This window comes from Sphingorhabdus sp., from assembly GCF_035329025.1.
Lineage (GTDB): Bacteria > Pseudomonadota > Alphaproteobacteria > Sphingomonadales > Sphingomonadaceae > Sphingorhabdus_B.
Genome location: NZ_DAOLHN010000051.1, coordinates 1 through 17,355, shown reverse-complemented (window position 1 = coordinate 17,355; position 17,355 = coordinate 1). Strand labels below are relative to the sequence as shown.

The 17,355-nt window shown below is 58.9% G+C and carries 21 protein-coding genes; 6 read left to right on the top strand and 15 right to left on the bottom strand.

Annotated elements, in window-relative coordinates; genetic code table 11:
• Positions 1–148: 148 nt before the first annotated feature.
• The 3 genes from PKC81_RS12885 to PKC81_RS12875 are packed head-to-tail and all read right to left on the bottom strand — an operon-like array spanning position 149 to position 1,086.
• Complete coding sequence (locus tag PKC81_RS12885) at positions 149–469, bottom strand: heavy metal-binding domain-containing protein (RefSeq protein WP_324336734.1); 321 nt, start codon at positions 467–469, stop codon at positions 149–151.
• Positions 470–497: 28 nt separating this feature from the next.
• Complete coding sequence (locus PKC81_RS12880; RefSeq protein ID WP_115549962.1) at positions 498–740, bottom strand: DUF2312 domain-containing protein; 243 nt, start codon at positions 738–740, stop codon at positions 498–500.
• 55 nt (positions 741–795) lie between these two features.
• The gene (locus PKC81_RS12875) at positions 796–1,086 is read right to left on the bottom strand and encodes a DUF1244 domain-containing protein (RefSeq protein ID WP_324336731.1); all 291 of its coding nucleotides are present in this window, start codon (positions 1,084–1,086) and stop codon (positions 796–798) included.
• 84 nt (positions 1,087–1,170) lie between these two features.
• Between PKC81_RS12875 and pyk the strand changes: the two genes are divergently transcribed.
• A complete protein-coding gene (gene pyk / locus PKC81_RS12870) occupies positions 1,171–2,619 on the top strand; it encodes a pyruvate kinase (RefSeq protein WP_324336729.1) in 1,449 nt (482 codons plus the stop codon).
• Positions 2,620–2,623: 4 nt separating this feature from the next.
• Here the strand turns inward: pyk and queA are convergent, their stop codons facing one another.
• Positions 2,624–3,667 carry a tRNA preQ1(34) S-adenosylmethionine ribosyltransferase-isomerase QueA gene (gene queA / locus PKC81_RS12865; protein ID WP_324336727.1) on the bottom strand — a complete coding sequence of 348 codons (1,044 nt, stop codon included), beginning with the start codon at positions 3,665–3,667 and terminating at the stop codon, positions 2,624–2,626.
• A gap of 25 nt (positions 3,668–3,692) precedes the next feature.
• On the bottom strand, positions 3,693–4,343 hold the full coding sequence (locus PKC81_RS12860; RefSeq protein WP_324336725.1) for a peptidylprolyl isomerase: 651 nt from the start codon (positions 4,341–4,343) through the stop codon (positions 3,693–3,695).
• 152 nt (positions 4,344–4,495) lie between these two features.
• Between PKC81_RS12860 and PKC81_RS12855 the strand changes: the two genes are divergently transcribed.
• From PKC81_RS12855 to PKC81_RS12840, 4 genes are read left to right on the top strand one after another with little or no spacing between them, the layout of a single operon-like run.
• A complete protein-coding gene (locus tag PKC81_RS12855) occupies positions 4,496–5,044 on the top strand; it encodes a DUF3617 domain-containing protein (RefSeq protein ID WP_324336723.1) in 549 nt (182 codons plus the stop codon).
• A gap of 2 nt (positions 5,045–5,046) precedes the next feature.
• A complete protein-coding gene (locus PKC81_RS12850; RefSeq protein WP_324336721.1) occupies positions 5,047–5,601 on the top strand; it encodes a DUF3617 domain-containing protein in 555 nt (184 codons plus the stop codon).
• Entirely contained in the window at positions 5,583–6,722 is a 1,140-nt protein-coding gene (locus tag PKC81_RS12845) for a serine hydrolase domain-containing protein (RefSeq protein WP_324336719.1), read from the top strand. The genes PKC81_RS12850 and PKC81_RS12845 overlap by 19 nt, the downstream gene beginning before the upstream one ends.
• A gap of 28 nt (positions 6,723–6,750) precedes the next feature.
• Positions 6,751–8,088, top strand: a complete 1,338-nt coding sequence (locus tag PKC81_RS12840; protein ID WP_324336717.1) for an amidohydrolase — start codon at positions 6,751–6,753, stop codon at positions 8,086–8,088.
• A 119-nt stretch (positions 8,089–8,207) separates the two neighbouring features.
• On the opposite strand, the gene PKC81_RS12835 is transcribed toward PKC81_RS12840, so the two are convergent.
• The 3 genes from PKC81_RS12835 to PKC81_RS12825 all read right to left on the bottom strand — a co-directional run bounded on the left by PKC81_RS12835 (position 8,208) and on the right by PKC81_RS12825 (position 10,141).
• Complete coding sequence (locus PKC81_RS12835; RefSeq protein ID WP_324336715.1) at positions 8,208–8,393, bottom strand: DUF465 domain-containing protein; 186 nt, start codon at positions 8,391–8,393, stop codon at positions 8,208–8,210.
• A 231-nt stretch (positions 8,394–8,624) separates the two neighbouring features.
• Entirely contained in the window at positions 8,625–9,464 is an 840-nt protein-coding gene (gene dapD / locus PKC81_RS12830) for a 2,3,4,5-tetrahydropyridine-2,6-dicarboxylate N-succinyltransferase (protein ID WP_324336713.1), read from the bottom strand.
• On the bottom strand, positions 9,461–10,141 hold the full coding sequence (locus PKC81_RS12825) for a pyrimidine 5'-nucleotidase (protein WP_324336711.1): 681 nt from the start codon (positions 10,139–10,141) through the stop codon (positions 9,461–9,463). The genes dapD and PKC81_RS12825 overlap by 4 nt, the downstream gene beginning before the upstream one ends.
• A 319-nt stretch (positions 10,142–10,460) precedes the next feature.
• Between PKC81_RS12825 and PKC81_RS12820 the strand changes: the two genes are divergently transcribed.
• Positions 10,461–12,563, top strand: coding sequence for a S8 family peptidase (locus PKC81_RS12820; protein ID WP_324336709.1), 2,103 nt, complete (start codon positions 10,461–10,463; stop codon positions 12,561–12,563).
• On the opposite strand, the gene PKC81_RS12815 is transcribed toward PKC81_RS12820, so the two are convergent.
• From PKC81_RS12815 to sufB, 7 genes are all read right to left on the bottom strand, one after another.
• Positions 12,564–12,926, bottom strand: coding sequence for an iron-sulfur cluster assembly accessory protein (locus PKC81_RS12815; RefSeq protein ID WP_324336707.1), 363 nt, complete (start codon positions 12,924–12,926; stop codon positions 12,564–12,566).
• Positions 12,926–13,390 carry an SUF system Fe-S cluster assembly protein gene (locus tag PKC81_RS12810; RefSeq protein ID WP_324336705.1) on the bottom strand — a complete coding sequence of 155 codons (465 nt, stop codon included), beginning with the start codon at positions 13,388–13,390 and terminating at the stop codon, positions 12,926–12,928. Before PKC81_RS12810 ends, PKC81_RS12815 begins: the two co-directional genes overlap by 1 nt.
• Positions 13,387–14,601, bottom strand: a complete 1,215-nt coding sequence (locus tag PKC81_RS12805; protein WP_324336703.1) for a cysteine desulfurase — start codon at positions 14,599–14,601, stop codon at positions 13,387–13,389. The genes PKC81_RS12810 and PKC81_RS12805 overlap by 4 nt, the downstream gene beginning before the upstream one ends.
• Positions 14,601–15,350 (bottom strand): SufD family Fe-S cluster assembly protein, encoded by a 750-nt coding sequence (locus PKC81_RS12800; RefSeq protein WP_324336701.1) that lies wholly within the window; start codon positions 15,348–15,350, stop codon positions 14,601–14,603. The genes PKC81_RS12805 and PKC81_RS12800 overlap by 1 nt, the downstream gene beginning before the upstream one ends.
• A gap of 127 nt (positions 15,351–15,477) precedes the next feature.
• Positions 15,478–16,221 (bottom strand): Fe-S cluster assembly ATPase SufC, encoded by a 744-nt coding sequence (sufC, locus tag PKC81_RS12795; RefSeq protein WP_324336700.1) that lies wholly within the window; start codon positions 16,219–16,221, stop codon positions 15,478–15,480.
• A complete protein-coding gene (locus tag PKC81_RS12790; protein WP_324336698.1) occupies positions 16,221–16,535 on the bottom strand; it encodes a hypothetical protein in 315 nt (104 codons plus the stop codon). Before PKC81_RS12790 ends, sufC begins: the two co-directional genes overlap by 1 nt.
• Positions 16,532–17,355: Fe-S cluster assembly protein SufB (sufB, locus tag PKC81_RS12785; protein WP_324336696.1), on the bottom strand; the 824-nt coding region annotated here is incomplete at its 5' end. The genes sufB and PKC81_RS12790, both read right to left, overlap by 4 nt.

Genomic DNA, 17,355 nt, shown 5'->3' with positions numbered 1-17,355 from the left:
CGCCGAGCGCTTCTTATCCTGCGCGCCCTTGCGGTGCATGATGTTCTTGAATTTGCTATGGCCTGCCATGGCTCTCTTCTTTTCGGCTGAAGGTGATTTGAAGGCGCGCCCTTACATCAGGAAACGCGCCTTCGGCAAGCCGCGAAGCTTATCCCAGCTTTACCGCTGTGCCCGAAGCGCTGACCATCAGCATCGAGCCCTGCTGGCCGAGCACCTCATAATCGAGGTCGATACCGATCACACCGTCGGCACCCAAGGTGCGGGCTTCGTCGGCCAGCTCTTTGAGCGCGGTTTCGCGGGCTTCGCGGAGGGAGTTTTCGTAAGCCCCGGAACGGCCGCCAACAATATCGCGTACGCTGGCAAACAGGTCCTTGAAGATATTGGCGCCGACAATGACTTCGCCGGTAACGACACCCAGATATTGGGCGACCGGGCGGCCTTCGACGGTGGCTGTTGTGGTCATTAGCATGGGGAGACTCCTCCTATGGAATGCGCCTTTATGCCAATCCAAGCGCCGATTTGTAAGTCTCCAAAATGGCCTCCATTTCCTGACGATCATGGGTTTCCATTTTGCGAAGGCGGACGATCTGGCGCATGATCTTGGTATCATAGCCCTGGCTCTTCGCTTCGCTGTAAACGTCACGGATATCGTCGGCGATGCCCTTTTTCTCTTCTTCCAGACGCTCGATGCGTTCGATAAAAAGGCGCAACTGGTCGGCGGCGATATTGCCTTCAGACATGATATTCTCCGGTTGGTTGTGGGCCAGACATGGCCCGAATCAGAAAGCGCCTCGCTTAATGGCTTGGTGCATTCTTGGCCATGCTTTCCTGCATCCGCTGCAACTGTTCGGGTGTGGCCTCCGTCTGATATTTCGCCTTCCATTCAGCAGGTGGCATGCCATGAATCAGGGAGCGTGCTTCCTCCTTCGAAAGCTCTGGCTGCGCTTCCATCACCCAGTCGGCGAGGCAATTGCGGCAGAATCCGGCGAGACCCATCAGCTCGATATTCTCCGCATCGTGGCGGTGCTGGAGATGTGCCACCAGCCGCCGAAACGCCGTTGCTGCCGCCTGATCACTGATTTGCATAGCTATGCTCCCTTCCCGTTCCCGTTCCTCCCCGTTATGGGAGGCAAGAGAGACAAAATCCAGAGCGCGAAAGAGCCTTCCCAGATGCAATATCACAAGCCGCGCATGCGCAAGGTCCGCATTCTCGCCACGCTGGGCCCGGCGAGCGACACGCCGGAAATGATTGAGAAACTGTTCCGCGCAGGCGCCGATGCCTTCCGCGTCAATATGAGCCATGGCGAACAGGCCGATAAAACCCAGCTGATCGCCAATATCCGCGCGCTGGAAAAAGCCTACAACCGTCCGACGACGATCCTCGTTGACCTTCAGGGGCCAAAGCTGCGCGTCGGCACATTTGCAGGTGGCAAGGTAGAGCTCAAGACTGGCGAACCCTTCCGGCTCGACACCAACAAAAAAGTGGGAGACGCGACGCGCGTCCATTTGCCGCATCCGGAAATCTTCGCCGCGCTCGAAATCGATACCCGTCTGTTGCTCGACGACGGCAAAGTGGTGTTGCGGGTTACCGACATCAGCCCCGACCATATCGATACCAGTGTCGAGGTTGGCGGAATGCTCTCCGACCGCAAAGGGCTTAACGTACCCGATGTTGTCGTCCCCATTGCCGCACTGACTGACAAGGACCGTTCGGATCTGGCCTTTGCATTGGAGCAGGGCGTCGATTGGGTCGCGATGTCGTTCGTCCAGCGACCAGAAGACGTGGCCGAGGGCAAAAAGCTGATCGGAGGCAAAGCGGCCTTGCTCGCCAAGATCGAAAAGCCCGCGGCCATCCACCGGCTCGAGGAAATCCTTGAACTGGCCGACGGCGTCATGGTGGCACGTGGCGATTTGGGCGTTGAACTGCCGCCCGAACAGGTTCCACCGCTGCAAAAGAAAATCGTTTCGACCGCGCGCCAGATGGGCAAGCCTGTGGTGGTGGCAACGCAGATGCTCGAATCGATGATCGTCGCCCCGACGCCAACTCGCGCCGAAGTTTCGGACGTCGCGACCGCGATTTACGACGGTGCTGACGCCGTAATGCTCTCGGCCGAAACAGCAGCGGGCGCATGGCCGATTGAGGCCGTGTCGATCATGGACCGGATTGCCCAGCAGGTTGAAAGCGACCCCGACTTCTTCAAGCGAATCCACTTTACCGAAACCCCCGCCGATGCCACCACCGCCGACGCGCTGGCCGAGGCGAGCGGGCGGATCGCCGATACAGTCGAAACCAGTGCGATTGTCTGCTTCACATCGTCCGGATCCACCGCACGTCGCATCTCGCGCGAGCGGCCCGCTGTGCCGGTTCTGGTGCTGACTGCGTCTAAAGCGACCGCACGCCGGCTGGGCCTGTTATGGGGTGCCTTTGCCGTCACCACCAAGGATATCGGCAGTTTCGAGGAAATGGTCGCCAAAGGGAAACGCATGGCGCTGCGCTATCACCTCGGTAGCGCTGGAGCGCGGCTGATCATGATGGCGGGCGTGCCCTTCGGGACACCGGGTTCAACCAACGTGCTGCACGTCGTCCGGCTGACGGGGGACGAGCTGAAAGGCCATTAACCTATCAGGGGATCAACAGGCTGCTGTCCCCATAGCTGTAGAACCGATAGCCCTTTTCGATGGCATGGGCATAAGCTGCCTGCATCGTCTCCAGCCCCATCAGCGCGCTGACGAGCATGAACAGGGTCGATTTGGGCAAATGGAAGTTTGTCATCAGCCCGTCAATTGCCTTGAAACGATAGCCGGGGGTGATGAAAATCGCCGTATCGCCCTCAAAAGACTGCACCAACCCGTCCGCGCTAGCGGCACTTTCGAGCAGGCGGAGTGAGGTGGTGCCAACAGCGATGATGCGCCCGCCTTTTGCGCGTACCGCGTTCAGACGATCCGCAGTCGCAACGTCGATATGCCCCCATTCGCTGTGCATCTTGTGCGCTTCGGTATCCTCGGCTTTCACCGGCAGGAATGTACCCGCACCCACATGCAGCGTCAGCGTTTCATGGCCAATACCGGCTTCCGCCAGTGCTGCCATCAGCCGCGGCGTGAAATGCAGCGAAGCTGTTGGCGCCGCCACGGCGCCCTCTTTTTCCGCAAACATTGTTTGATAGTCGCTACGGTCCTGCGCGTCGGTCGGGCGCTTCCCCGCTATATAGGGCGGCAACGGCATTTGGCCGGCGCGTTCGAGCAGCAGTTCGACCGGCTCATCGCCTTCAAAGTTCAGGATGAAACTGCCATCCTCCAACCGCTCCTGCGCGATAGCGGTCACTTCCGCACCGAATTCGATGCGGTCGCCTGCACGCAACCTTTTGGCGTTGCGGATAAACGCCTGCCAACGGCGCAAATCGATACGCTTGTGCAAGGTCGCGCCGATCCGTGCCTCTTCGCCCTTAAAGGTGCGACGTACGCCTTCCAACTGGGCCGGGATCACCTTCGTGTCGTTGAATACGAGGCAATCGCCCGCGCGCAGGCGCTTTGACAGGTCGAGGACATGGGCATCCTCCAGCCTTCCATCGCCCGAAACACATAACATCCGCGCGGCATCGCGCGGCGATACCGGGCGCAGCGCTATCCGCTCCGATGGAAGTTCGAAATCGAACAGGTCGACGCGCATCTCGCGTCTATCCTTTCGCTGGTTATCAGTTCAGCGGTTTGCTGAGATCGTCGAGCGTGATCTGCGGCTCTGCTGCCGCTGTCGGCTTCGCCAGCGCTGCAAAATCAGGTGGCGGGATATTGTCCGCAGCGATCGAAGCCTGCACAATCTTGTCGGGCGTTGCAGGCGGTTCGCCACGCTGGATCGCGTCGACATATTGCATGCCCGCAATCACGCGCCCGAAAGCGGTATATTTGCCGTCAAGTGCAAAGCGCGGCAGAAAACAGATAAAGAACTGGCTGTTCGCGCTATCTTCGCTCTGGGCGCGCGCCATCGACACCGTTCCACGCAGATGGGGCAAGGCGTTGAATTCAGCCTTTAGATCAGGCAGTGGCGAGCCACCGGTTCCTGTGCCAGTCGGGTCACCGGTCTGCGCCATGAATCCATCAATAACGCGGTGGAAAACCACGCCATTATAGAAACCCTGCCGGGTCAAAGTTTTGATACGATCGACATGCGCTGGGGCAACATCTGCGAAGAGCTTTATTGAAACACGACCTCCGGTCGACAGGTCGAGATGCAGGATATTTTCGGCTTCGTTTGCCGCCGGTGCGGGCGTTGGCGCTGCCGGTTCCTGGGCGTTCGCCCATGCCGTTGCAAAAAGAGCTATCATGAAAAAGACGAAATTACGCAACATATTGGAGATAACTCCCTGACTATGGTTCGCGCTTCCTTAGCCTTATCATCTGTCCTTGTCATGAACGAAGCGTAGCGAACGCAAAACGGTTGCCTTCTCAGTGGTTTCGCGACAAACAGATTGCGGGTGGCTAATTATTTGGAGGGATGCAGATGCGGAAATTCCTGGTACTGGGCGCGACGAGCGCTGTTCTTGCGATTACGGCCTGTTCGGACAAGGGCGCCGACACAGATGGCGATGGCAAGGTTACCGCTGCGGAAGCGCAGAAAGAGCTTTCTAGCGGAGGCGCGATGGCAATGAAGCCGGGGATGTGGGAAGTCAAAATGACCTTCGACAGCATCGATGCGCCAGGCATGCCCGAAGCCGCAAAAGCCCAGATGACCAAGGCCATGGGCAGCGGTATGAGCGTGAAATCCTGCCTGACCAAAGAGCAGGCTGAAAATCCGGGCGCAGATTTCTTCGGTGGCGATGCCAGCGCCAATTGCAGCTTTGAACAACTCAACCGGTCAGGCAATAAGATGAGCGTTCAAATGACCTGCAAGCCGCAAGGCGACATGGTGATCTCCAGCAAGATGGACGGCAGCTTCGAAGCAGAAACCTATTCAATGACGATGGAACAGAAGACTTCCGGAACACCGATGGGTGCTGTCACTATGAAGGGCAAGATCGAAGGCAAACGGATTGGCGATTGCCCGGCCTGACCATGACAAAGAAAGCCAAGCGACTTTCTGTAATCGGGTTGCTGGCCCTTGTGGCCGGTTGCAGCGATAATTCCGATGTGAACGGCGACGGCACGGTGTCGCGGACCGAGCGCGCGGCCGAAATGCGGCGGGACGGCTATCTCGCTATGCAGCCGGGCCGTTGGCGCATGAACTTCACTTTCACCGATATCGAGGTGCCGCGCCTTGGCGAGGGCGAAAAAGCCAATATCAAGGCAGAGCTGGCCAAGGGTGCATCGGGCCTTTCCTGCCTCAGCGAACAGGATGCGGCCAAACCGGGACCGGACTTTTTTGGAGGCGAAGGGGCCGAGGACTGCAGTTACAACACATTCGATATTGCCGGAAACCGGGTCAATATGGCGCTGGTTTGCGGCATGGGCGATCTGGGCAAAGCCGAGATGAAGCTTGATGGGACAATTGGCGACAGCGAATTCCAGTTCGACACCGATCTCGCGGTGCAAGTGCCGATGGCTGGCAAAATTAAGCTTAAAGGTGCGATGACTGGCAAATATGAGGGCGAATGCCGCGGCGACGAATAGCATCGACGGCGTTCTTTGCCGGTCTCGCTGCTTTGACAGTCGGGCAATCTGTTGCCTTTGCCCAAACCAAACTGCCCGAACCGGCAAAGGTACGCGTCGATTTTTCGACTAAGGCTGTCACTGTTCGCAAGATGGAAGGCGAGGCCGGAGTAATAGGTCGCAAGGTCGGCGCTGACGACCCTGTGAGGGTCGCGTCGATTTCAAAACTGGTAACCGCAATCGCCGTCATGCGCCTCGTTGACGAAGGGCGTATCAATCTCGACCGCGACATAAGCGCTTATTTGGGATTCGCGGTGCGCAATCCGGCATTTCCTGACCGACCGGTGACATTGCGTCACCTGCTGAGTCACACGTCGGGCATCAGGGATAGCATCGATTATCTGCTGCCACTGGACGGGAGCCTGCAAGCTATACTTTCCAATCCGGACATTTGGCATTCTGGTTACAAGCCTGGCGACTATTTCAGCTATGCAAACCTCAACTCGCCGGTCATCGCAGCGACGATTGAGGCGGTGACTCGAGAGCGTTTCGACCGGATCGTAGCGAAAAAAGTGCTGCAGCCGTTGCGGATCGACGGCTGTTTCAACTGGGGTGCAGGATGCAGCCCAGGTCGGCGCGCGGAAGCCGTGACTTTGTTGCGCAGCAACGGCGATCTCGCTCGCGATGCAGCGATAAGCGGTGCCGATCCCTGCCCTGTGCTCCCGGCGAGCAGCGGCAATTGTGATTTGGCGCGGTATAAAATCGGCAGGAACGGATCATCTTTCAGCCCGCAAGGTGGGCTTCGGATCTCCGCGCAGGATCTCGCAAAAATCGGCCAATTGCTGCTAAACGGTGGACGGCCCTTGCTGTCTGAAAAAGCGTTCGCCGAAATGACCAAAATGCAGTGGCGGTATAATGGCATCAATGGCGATACAGACCGCGGCTATTTCCAGGCCTATGGCTTAGGCGTGCACATTCACACCGATGGCCGGGGATCAACCTGGATCGGCCATGTCGGCGAAGCTTATGCTTTGCGGGCTGGACTGTGGGTCAATCCGGAAACCCGGAAAGGCTTCGCCCAATATGTAACCATGGTCCCCGCAGAAACGCCTATCGGCCATTGCCTTGAAACCTGTCCGTGATAGTCTTCGCGGAAACAGGGAGGAAATCATGAACATCGGACGATTCTTGCTCACCGCTTCTGCGGCACTAGCCGTGATCGCGACACCGGCGGCGGCAAAGCCCGATTATGCGGGCGATGTTAAAGCGGATTATGACAAATCATTAGGCGCGCTTTGGGATCATTTCCATCGCAACCCCGAACTGTCCTTCCGCGAGTTCAAGACTGCGGCGCGGATGGCGCAGGAGTTGCGCGCGATCCCCGGCATGGTGGTAACTGAAAAGGTCGGGCAAACCGGTGTGGTCGGCGTTCTCAAAAATGGCGACGGTCCTGTCGTTCTGGTTCGCGCCGATATGGACGGGTTGCCGGTGCAGGAACGGTCTGGCTATGCCAATGCCTCAACCGTGCGTCAGGTTGGTGTCGATGGGCTTGAAATGCCAGTCATGCACGCCTGCGGCCATGATGTACACATCACTTCGCTTGTCGGCACGGCTCGCCAACTGGCGCGGATGAAAGATCGCTGGAAGGGCACCGTGCTGTTCATCGTGCAGCCGGCCGAAGAACGTGTCGGTGGTGCAAACGCCATGGTCAAGGACGGACTCTACACCCGCTTCCCGAAGCCCAATTATGCGCTGGCTTTCCACGTGGCCGCCGAACTGGAAACAGGCAAGATAGCCGCATCGGAAGGTATCCAATATTCGTCTGCCGACAGCGTCGACATTCGCGTTCCCGGCATCGCAACGCACGGCGCGGCACCGCACCTCGGCCGCGATCCGGTCTATATTGCATCACAAATCGTGGTTGGTCTGCAATCGATCATCAGCCGCGAAAAGGGCCCACTGGAACCCGGCGTGATCACGGTCGGTGCCTTCCATGCGGGGCAAAAGCACAACATCATTTCCGAACATGCTGACTTGCAGGTCACCGTGCGTGCCAACAGCCAGGAAGTACGCGACCAGTTGATTGCTTCTATCGAGCGCGTCGCTGTCGGCATCGGCCGCGCCCATGGCCTGCCCGAAGATAAACTGCCCATCGTCAAGGTTACCGAGACTACGCCGGTGACTGTGAACGATGCCGCGCTCGCCCGCCGCCTGAATACGGCGATTGGTGACGCGCTTGGCAAGGATGTTGTCGTCCCCTTCCGTCAGACCAATATGGGTGCCGAAGACTTCGCCTTCTTTGTCGATCCTTCCTTTGGCATTCCGGGCTATTATTTCGGCGTTGGTGGCACCAATCCCGAATGGATCAAGGCTGCAAAAAATGGCGGCCCACCAGTTGCCGGACATCACTCGCCGCTGTTCAAGATTGATCCCGAACCGTCGGTGCGTCTGGGCGTCGAGGCGATGACGGCCGCTGTGCTTGATCTGCTGAAGCCCGGGCAGAACTGAACTTAGACCTTGGCGGCGCGTTGGCTTATCCCATTCGCCACTGCGCTGTTGCTGGCTGCGCTCGTCGTTCGGCTTTGGGCCAAATTTGGGAGAGGGCGACGAGCGCAGCCAGTCTGAGATCAGGCTGGTTTGGGGGACTTGCGACCCTTGGCCACCAGCGTCTGCAACTTATCCTTTACGGCGAGCTTCATACGCTTCAGCCGCTGGATTCGGGTAAAACTTGGCCAGTTGCTGCGCATTTCCGCGCGCAGCTCTTCATCGAGCTTCTGGTGATATTGCATCAGGCGGAATGTACGTTCCGACATGTCTTTCTCCTCTTGAACAATGGGTGTTCAATCGGAGCTCCGGCGTCGGGAAGGGGCATTCGGGGGAAACAGGGACCGCAAACCCAAGCACCGGAGATCCGATGCGGCCGACATCACGTTCCTTCCGAAGAAGCGAGCGCCAGAGGGGCCCGGTCCGCAGGAGCAAATTAGAGCGATTCGCTCTTTTATTGCAAGCGAAACCGGATGCAGTTCGTCGAAATATAAACGCAGTCAGTCGCGCAGCAGCTCGTTAATCGCTGTTTTCGAACGGGTTTGGGCATCGACCCGTTTGACGATCACGGCGCAGGCAAGGCTTGGGCCAGGAGAGCCGTCGGGAAGCGGCTTGCCGGGCAGCGCGCCAGGGACCACCACCGAATAAGACGGCACACGGCCAACAAAGACTTCGCCGGTTGCGCGGTCGATAATCTTGGTGGTCGAGGACAGGAATACACCCATAGCCAGCACTGCGCCTTGCTCGACGATAACGCCTTCGACGACTTCCGAACGCGCCCCGATGAAGCAATCATCTTCGATAATCACCGGGCCTGCCTGCAGCGGCTCCAACACGCCGCCTATGCCGACGCCACCCGACAGGTGCACATTTTTGCCGATTTGCGCGCAGCTGCCCACGGTTGCCCAGGTGTCGACCATGCTGTTTTCATCGACATAGGCACCCAGATTCACAAAGCTGGGCATCAGCACCACGCCCTTGCCGATATGCGCGCTGTGACGGACGATGCTGCCCGGAACGGCGCGGAAACCGGCGTCGCGAAAGCGGTTTTCACCCCAACCCGCAAATTTGGACGGCACCTTGTCCCACCAGTGTGATCCGCCGGGGCCGCCCGGAATGGTCTCCATATCGTTGAGACGAAAGGACAGGAGGACGGCTTTCTTCAGCCATTGGTTGACCTGCCAATTGCCATCGACCTTTTCCGCCACGCGACGCTGCCCACTATCGAGCAGATTGAGTGCCTCAACGACTGCCGCACGCACTTCACCACCGGTGCCGATGGTGATGCCATCGCGCTCTTCCCAGGCCTTTTCGATTGTCATTTGCAGTGCTTCGGTCATTTCAATTCCTTTTCTCCAGCCAGCCAGCTGGCCACATCTGCTATTTCATGGTCGACATAGTGCGGGCGCGCATCGGCGGATTCGGCGTCGCCGTTATGATTAACCCAAATAGTCGTCATGCCCAGCGATTTGGCTGGTTCCAGATTATGCGCCGAGTCTTCGACAAACAATGCTGACGTCGGCTCGATACCCAACTGCGTGCAAAGCGCATCATAACTATCCGTCGCCGGTTTCGGCTTGTGCTCCATCCGGTGAATGTCGAAAATATCTTCAAAAACCCCGTCCAGGCCGCGCGCCACGAGCACGCGTTGCGCATAAGGCGCATCCGCATTGGTGAAGATCAGCTTTCGGCCCGGCAATGTCTCTATCCCCGCCCGCAACCGTTCGCAGGGCTGCAGCAGCGACATATCGACATCATGGACGAAATCCAGATAGCCGTGCGGATCGACGCCATGTTCGGCCATCAGCCCGCCCAGCGTCGTTCCATATTTGCGCCAATAATCGTACCGGATCTTGTGCGCGCGTTCACCGTCGACCTTGAAATAATCTTCGACATAAGCCGCAATCCGATTGCGCACCTGCTCCATGATATTATGCTCCGGCGCGTAAAGCGTCAGATCCAGATCGAATATCCAGGTATCGACATGGCCGAAGTCGGGATGGGTCGCGGGAGACATCGCCGCCCCGTTAACTACAGGTATCAAATCTCGCAAGGTTCATCTGTGGTAAGGCTGGCGCAAGCGAGTCCGAAGTAATATCGTAGGTTATAGTTTGGGGAATGAAATGGCCAACACAGGCAAAGGTCGCAACATCGCGGTTGGCTCATCTATTATTTTTGCACTCTCGGTTTCTGCTTGCGGAAGTGGAGGTGGAAGCGGCGGTGGCATTAGTTCGACACCGCCCCCCCCGCCTGTAATAACACCTCCACCCCCGCCACCACCGCCGCCACCGACATCGAATTTCGACACAGCTGAGTACCAACGATCAAATGGTGCGGTGCAGGCACAGGCCATTGCGGCCTATAATGCCGGGGCCACCGGGGCAGGCGTCATCGCCGGTGTGGTCGACAGTGGTATCGATATCGACAGTCCTGAATTTTCCGGCAAGATTCATCCGCAATCAGGAGATTTTGCGGGAACACGAGGCCTTCAGGATGAAGGTGGACACGGTTCAGCAGTATCTTCAATCCTGCTCGGCGCAAAGAACGACCTCAATGCCCATGGCGTTGCCTTTGGTGCAACCTTACTTGTGCTTCGCACTGACACCCCAGGAACATGCGCCAACGCCAATCCCGATGAGGGATGCACGCATAACGACAATGATATGGCACGGGCTGTGGACCGTGCCGTGTCCGTCGGCGCTCGGGTGATCAATATGTCACTCGGCGGTTCGCCGATGAATTCGAACCTGCGCGCAGCCGTCGATCGCGCCACGGCCGCTGGCATAGTCATCGTAATTTCGGCCGGCAACGAATATGACACTGACCCGGCAAACGCAGTCAATCCTGACCCTATGGCGCTGACCGCTCTTGATCCGATAGCGCGGGGCCAAATCCTCATCGCAGGGGCCACGGACCCGAACCAGCAAATCTCGACATTCTCCAATCGTGCGGGCACTGGCCAAAATTATTATATTACCGCGCTGGGCGTTCGTGTGCGCGCGCCAGACGAGACAGGGGCACAGTTCCTGTGGAGCGGCACCAGTTTTTCCGCTCCAATTGTTTCAGGGGCGGTGGCTCTGCTCGCACAAGCCTTCCCCAATCTGACCGGCCGACAGATCGTCGACCTGTTGCTTTCTACGACAACCGATTTAGGCGCAGCCGGAACAGATGCCATTTATGGCCGGGGTGAATTGAATCTTGCGCGCGCCTTTCAGCCACAGGGCCAACAGTCAATCGCCGGGACCCCAATACCCGTGCCAACCGCTGCAACGGCTACACTGGGTGGACCGATGGGTGATGCCGGCGACGGCCAAGGCCCGCAATCCGTCATCCTCGACAGCTATGGACGCGCGTTCCGCGCCGATTTCAGTGGCACACTGCTCGCCGCCAAATCAGCGCCCAAGCTCGCACCCGCACTCAACATGGGAACCGATACACGCATAGCTGCCAATGAGAATCTGGCAGTTATACTTTCAGTGGCTAATCGCCGCGACGGGGTGGGGCCCGACCGGTTAGACCTGTCCCCGCGTGAACGATCGCAGGCGCGCGCGATTGCCGGTTCGGTGATCGCCAAGCTGGGCAGCGACCGGCATGTCGCGCTTGGCATTGCCAGAAGCAGCGGTGCCTTGATCGACCAGATGGCCGTCGACCGCGCGGCCAGCTTCGTTGCCGCCGATGCAGCACAGGAATCGTTTGGCTTTTTCAGTCAGCCCTCCTCAGCCTTTGCCTATCGCCAGCAAGTCGCCAGCTTTGGAATGACCGTCGCGGGTGAAGGCGGCGATGTCCGCCTGTGGAAGGAATATGCAGGCGATCCGCTGCGCAGCCGCTATCGCGGCTATGGTTATCGGCTCGCTTATGTCGGGCTTGATCGCGAAGTGGGTGCTTTGCGCTTAAAGCTGTCAGGCACAATGCTCGATGAACGCGAGACCATATTGGGTGGTGGCACCAATATGTGGACCGGTGAAACCGGCGCGCGCAGCTGGTTTGCCGATGCCGGTTCGTCATTGGCGCTGGGTTTCGCGTGGCGCGTTGACGCGAATTACCGCCGTGGCTGGACGCGGATCGCGGCCTCTGGATTGCGCGATTCCGCGGATTGGCTCGAAAGCGATGCCTGGTCCGCCGACCTCTCCCGATTTGGCCTGTTTTCGTTGCGCGACAGCCTCTCGCTGCGCTTCGCCCAGCCGCTTCGCGTGCGCGGTGGCGGCCTGAACCTGACACTGCCGGTGGGCTATGATTATTCAACGCTGCAGGCGAGCTTCGGGCGGCAGTTTGTCTCGCTGGCGCCGACAGGACGCGAACGCGATATCGAAGCGGCCTATGCGACATCATTCGCAGGTGGCTATCTGTCGGCCAATGCATTCTGGCGGACCGAACCGGGGCATATCGAGAACGCGCCCGACGACCTCGGGCTGGCGCTTCGTTTCAACCGCAAATTCTGATCACACGGTAAAGCTTTCGCCGCAACCGCAACTGCCGGTGGCATTGGGGTTGTTGAACACGAAACCGGCGGTGAATTCATCCTCCTGCCAGTCCATTGTCGAACCGACGAGGTACAGTACCGAGCCGCCATCGATGAAAAAGGTGCCGCCGGGGGTTTCAATGCGTTCGTCAAAAGGCACCGCTTCGCTGACATAGTCGACCGAATAGGCCAACCCCGAACAGCCGCGGCGAGGGGTCGACAGCTTGACACCGATGGTCCCTTCGGGCGCATTGCGCATCAGCTCGGCAACGCGTTCCTCGGCTGCAGGCGTCAGCGTGACGGCGGCGGGCAGCGGGCGACGGGTTTTGGTTTCAGTATTCATCACAGCATCCCCAGTTCGAGACGCGCCTCATCGGTCATCTTGTCCGGTCCCCATGGCGGATCCCAGACTAAATTGACCTCGGCATCGCCGATTCCGGGCACAGCACCGACGCGCAGTTCGACTTCGCCGGGCATGCTTTCGGCAACGGGGCAATGCGGCGTTGTCAGCGTCATCGTTACTAACGCATGGCCGCCATTGATCTCCACGCCATAAATGAGGCCAAGATCGTAGATGTTGACCGGGATTTCGGGATCGTAAATCTCCTTGAGCGCCTCGATTACCGCATCCTGCAGCGCCTCGTCACCCTCAGCCACAGGCTCGGGCTTTTGCGCGAGGAAACCTTCGAGATAATCCTTCTTGCGCTCCAGCTTTTCGACTGGACTTTCGGTATCCTCGACGCGCGCCTTGGGCGGCGGCGAAACGCTGTCGACTTCTTCGACCAAGATTTTCTGCTCTTCGCTCATCCGAAGATCCTTTTCACCCGTTCAAGACCGCGGACCAGGGCCGCGACATCGCTTTCATCATTGTAAATCCCGAAGCTCGCGCGCGCCGTAGCGGGTAGCCCCAAATGCTCCATCAGCGGCTGTGCGCAATGGTGGCCGGCGCGAATTGCCACGCCTTCCTCGTCCAAGATGGTGCCGATGTCGTGCGGATGCACCCCTTCCATGCTGAAGGAGACAATCCCGGCCGCATCTTCCGGCCCGTACAGCGTGATCGAGTTGATTGAACGCAGCGCTTCGCGCGTCTGCCGTACCAATTCTGCCTCATGTGCGTGGATAGCATCAAGCCCGATGGCGTCGACATAATCGATCGCCGCGCGCAGGCCCATCACCTCTACGATCGCAGGCGTGCCCGCCTCAAACCGCGTCGGTGCGGGGGCGTAGGTGGTTTTGGCGAAGGTCACCCGGTCGATCATCGAACCGCCGCCCTGATAAGGAGGCATGGCATCGAGTAATTCCTTGCGCCCCCATAGCGCACCGATCCCGGTCGGGCCGTAAAGCTTGTGCCCGCTGAACACATAGAAATCGCAGCCGAGTTCCGCGACATTGACCGGCAAACGCGGCACTGCCTGGCAACCATCAAGCAACAGTTTCGCACCAACCTGATGCGCGAGGGTGTCAGCGCGCTTGGCATCGAGAACCGAGCCCAGAACATTGGAAACATGTGCGAAAGCAACCAGCACATGGTCTTGGGTCAGCATCGCCTCCGCCGCATCGAGGTCGATCCTGCCATCCGCAGTCAACGGGCAGACGTCGATATCATATCCGGCAAGCTGCCAAGGCACGATGTTGCTGTGATGCTCCAACTGGCTGAGCAGGATGCGGCCCTTTTGGGGGAAGCTGTGCGCGACAAGATTGATCGCTTCGGTTGCGCCGCGCACGAAGACAATTTCATCCTCTCGTCCGCCGATAAATTCGGCCACCCGCCGCCTTGCAGCCTCATAGGCCAGGGTCATGTTCGCCGAGCGCGCATAGACGCCGCGGTGGACGGTGGCATAATCCTCTCCACCCGCGCGCATCATCGCATCGAGCACAGCCTGCGGCTTTTGTGCACTCGCTGCGGTATCGAGATAATGCCAGTCGCGCACACCGGGGAATTGGTCGCGCAATTCGCGCGCCAGACCGCCGCCTTCATTTTCCCAGCGGCCCAATGCGCGTTCGGTGACAATCGCCATCAGAACGTGCCCCGCAGCGCTGCCTCGGCATAGCCGATCATATGGTCGCGCCATTTGCTGTCGGCGATCTCGCCATAGGCTTCTGCGACGAAAGCCTGCATCAACAAATTGCGTGCCTCTGCCATCGGCAGGCCGCGCTGCTGCGCATAGAACAGCGCCATGTCGTCGAGCTGACCGATGGCGCAGCCATGCGCGCATTTGACATCGTCGGCATAGATTTCGAGCTCGGGCTTGGCGTTGATTGTCGCGGTGCGGTCGAGCAACAGCCCTTTCGCACCCAGCGAAGCGTCGGTTTTCTGTGCGTCTTTGGCGACGTCGATCCGGCCGATCATCGTGATCGTCGCCTTATCCATCGCCACCCCGCGCATCACCTGGTTCGAAGTCGCCCCCGGCGCAACATGGCGCAGGCGGGTCACGATTTCGGTGATTTCCACTCCGCGACCAATGCCGACCGCGCCCAATTCAAAATGCGCGCCTTCGGCCAGCGTCACGTCGATATCGAGCCGTTTGTAACCGCCACCTGTCAGCAGGAAAAACGCCTCGCACCGCGCGCCTTCGGCGATGTCGATCTGGTAACGTTGAATGTCGACCTTACTCGCGGCTCCCGTCGATACGCATCTATACATCGGATGCTTCGTACCTGCCGCAACGGCGATATGCTCCGCCTCGGGCAAGGCCTTCAGCCCGGCCAGCACCTCGGCAGGCGCATAGCGCCATTCCTCATCGCGGCGTGTTGGCAGCGCACTCATTGCACATAAACCCCCTCCGCGGTCTCTGCTTCCTCTGCGTCTCTGCGCGAAACAAAAACGTCGCAGGTTTCGCGCAAAGACGCAAAGGACACGCAGAGACCGCAGAGCAAAGGAATGCCTGCGGCGCTCATGCGGCCAGTTCCTTATAGCCTTCACGCTCCAGCTCGAGCGCGAGTTCCGGGCCGCCGCTGCGCGTAATGCGGCCATCGGCGAGGACGTGGACGAAATCGGGCTGCACATAGTCAAGCAGGCGCTGGTAATGGGTGATCAGTAATACCGCTTTGTCGGGGCGGCGCATGATCCGGTTGATGCCTTCGCCGACCACGCGCAGCGCATCGATATCAAGGCCGCTGTCGGTTTCGTCTAAGATTGCAAGCGCGGGGTCGATGATGCCCATCTGCACCATCTCGTTGCGCTTCTTCTCGCCACCCGAAAAGCCGACATTCACCGGGCGCTTGAGCATCTCCATATCCATGCCCATCGCATCCGCCTGTGCGCGCGCCAGCTTCAGGAATTCACCGCCCGACAGCGGCTCTTCGCCGCGCTGCTTGCGCTGGGCGTTCAATGCCTCGCGCAGGAACTGGACGTTGGATACGCCGGGTATTTCGACCGGATATTGGAAGCCAAGAAACAGGCCAGCTGCTGCGCGCTCATGCGGGTCCATGGCGAGCAGGTCTTCGCCGTTGAAGATCACCGAACCCTCGGTCACTTCATAGTCGGGGCGGCCCGAAAGCACATAGCCCAGCGTCGATTTGCCGGCGCCATTGGGCCCCATGATCGCGTGGATTTCACCCGCATTGAGCGAGAGGGTAAGGCCCTTGAGGATCGGCTTGTCCGCGACCGTGGCGTGGAGGTTGGTTATTTGGAGCATCAAACTCGGCCCGTCATGTTGTCCCAATAAAACGTTTGTTCATATTCGCGGAGACGTTTGGACTGCTGCACTAGTAACTCTTCGACATCCGAAGCAGGTTGGACCCGCCGCAATTCAGCCAACTCAGTGGCGCAATCCTGGAAAACCTCTTCGATCAAACCATCATGCGTGGGTGAAATGTAGATTTTGCGCAACCGCACGTCCAAAGCTCGAAAAGTGCAGACCCGGAACTCCCAACGAGCCGACGGAGCAACGGCGGGTTGGCTTGGCGCTCCTGACGCACTTGCTGCTAATGCTATTACCAAACCAATCATCCCACACTCCCTTCCAAACTGATCCCCAACAACTTCTGCGCCTCAACCGCAAATTCCATCGGCAGTTGCTGCAACACTTCCTTGGCAAAGCCGTTGACAATGAGGGCTACCGCTTCCTCCTGCCCCAGCCCGCGTTGCATCGCGTAGAAAAGCTGGTCGTCGCTGATCTTGCTGGTCGTCGCCTCATGCTCGATCTGGGCCGAAGGGTTGCGGACTTCGATATAGGGCACGGTGTGGGCGCCGCAGTCGCTGCCTAAGAGCAGACTGTCGCACTGGGTGAAGTTGCGCACTCCTTCCGCATTGGGGGCAACGCGGACCAGCCCGCGATAGGTATTGTTACTCTTCCCCGCGCTGATGCCTTTGGAGATGATCGTCGAGCGGCTGCCCTTGCCATTGTGGATCATCTTGGTGCCGGTATCGGCCTGCTGGTAATTGTTGGTCACCGCGACCGAATAAAATTCGCCGACGCTGTTTTCACCGTTCAAGACGCAGCTGGGATATTTCCAGGTCACAGCGCTGCCGGTTTCGACCTGGGTCCAGCTGACCTTGCTATTGCGCCCCTGGCACAAAGCGCGTTTGGTGACGAAGTTATAGATGCCGCCCTTGCCCTCGGCATCGCCGGGATACCAGTTCTGCACGGTCGAATATTTGATCTCTGCATCATCGAGCGCAACCAGTTCGACCACGGCAGCGTGCAATTGGTTTTCGTCGCGCATCGGCGCGGTGCAGCCCTCCAAATAGGAGACGTAGCTGCCCTTGTCCGCGACGATCAGCGTGCGTTCGAACTGTCCGGTATTTTCCGCGTTGATGCGGAAATAGG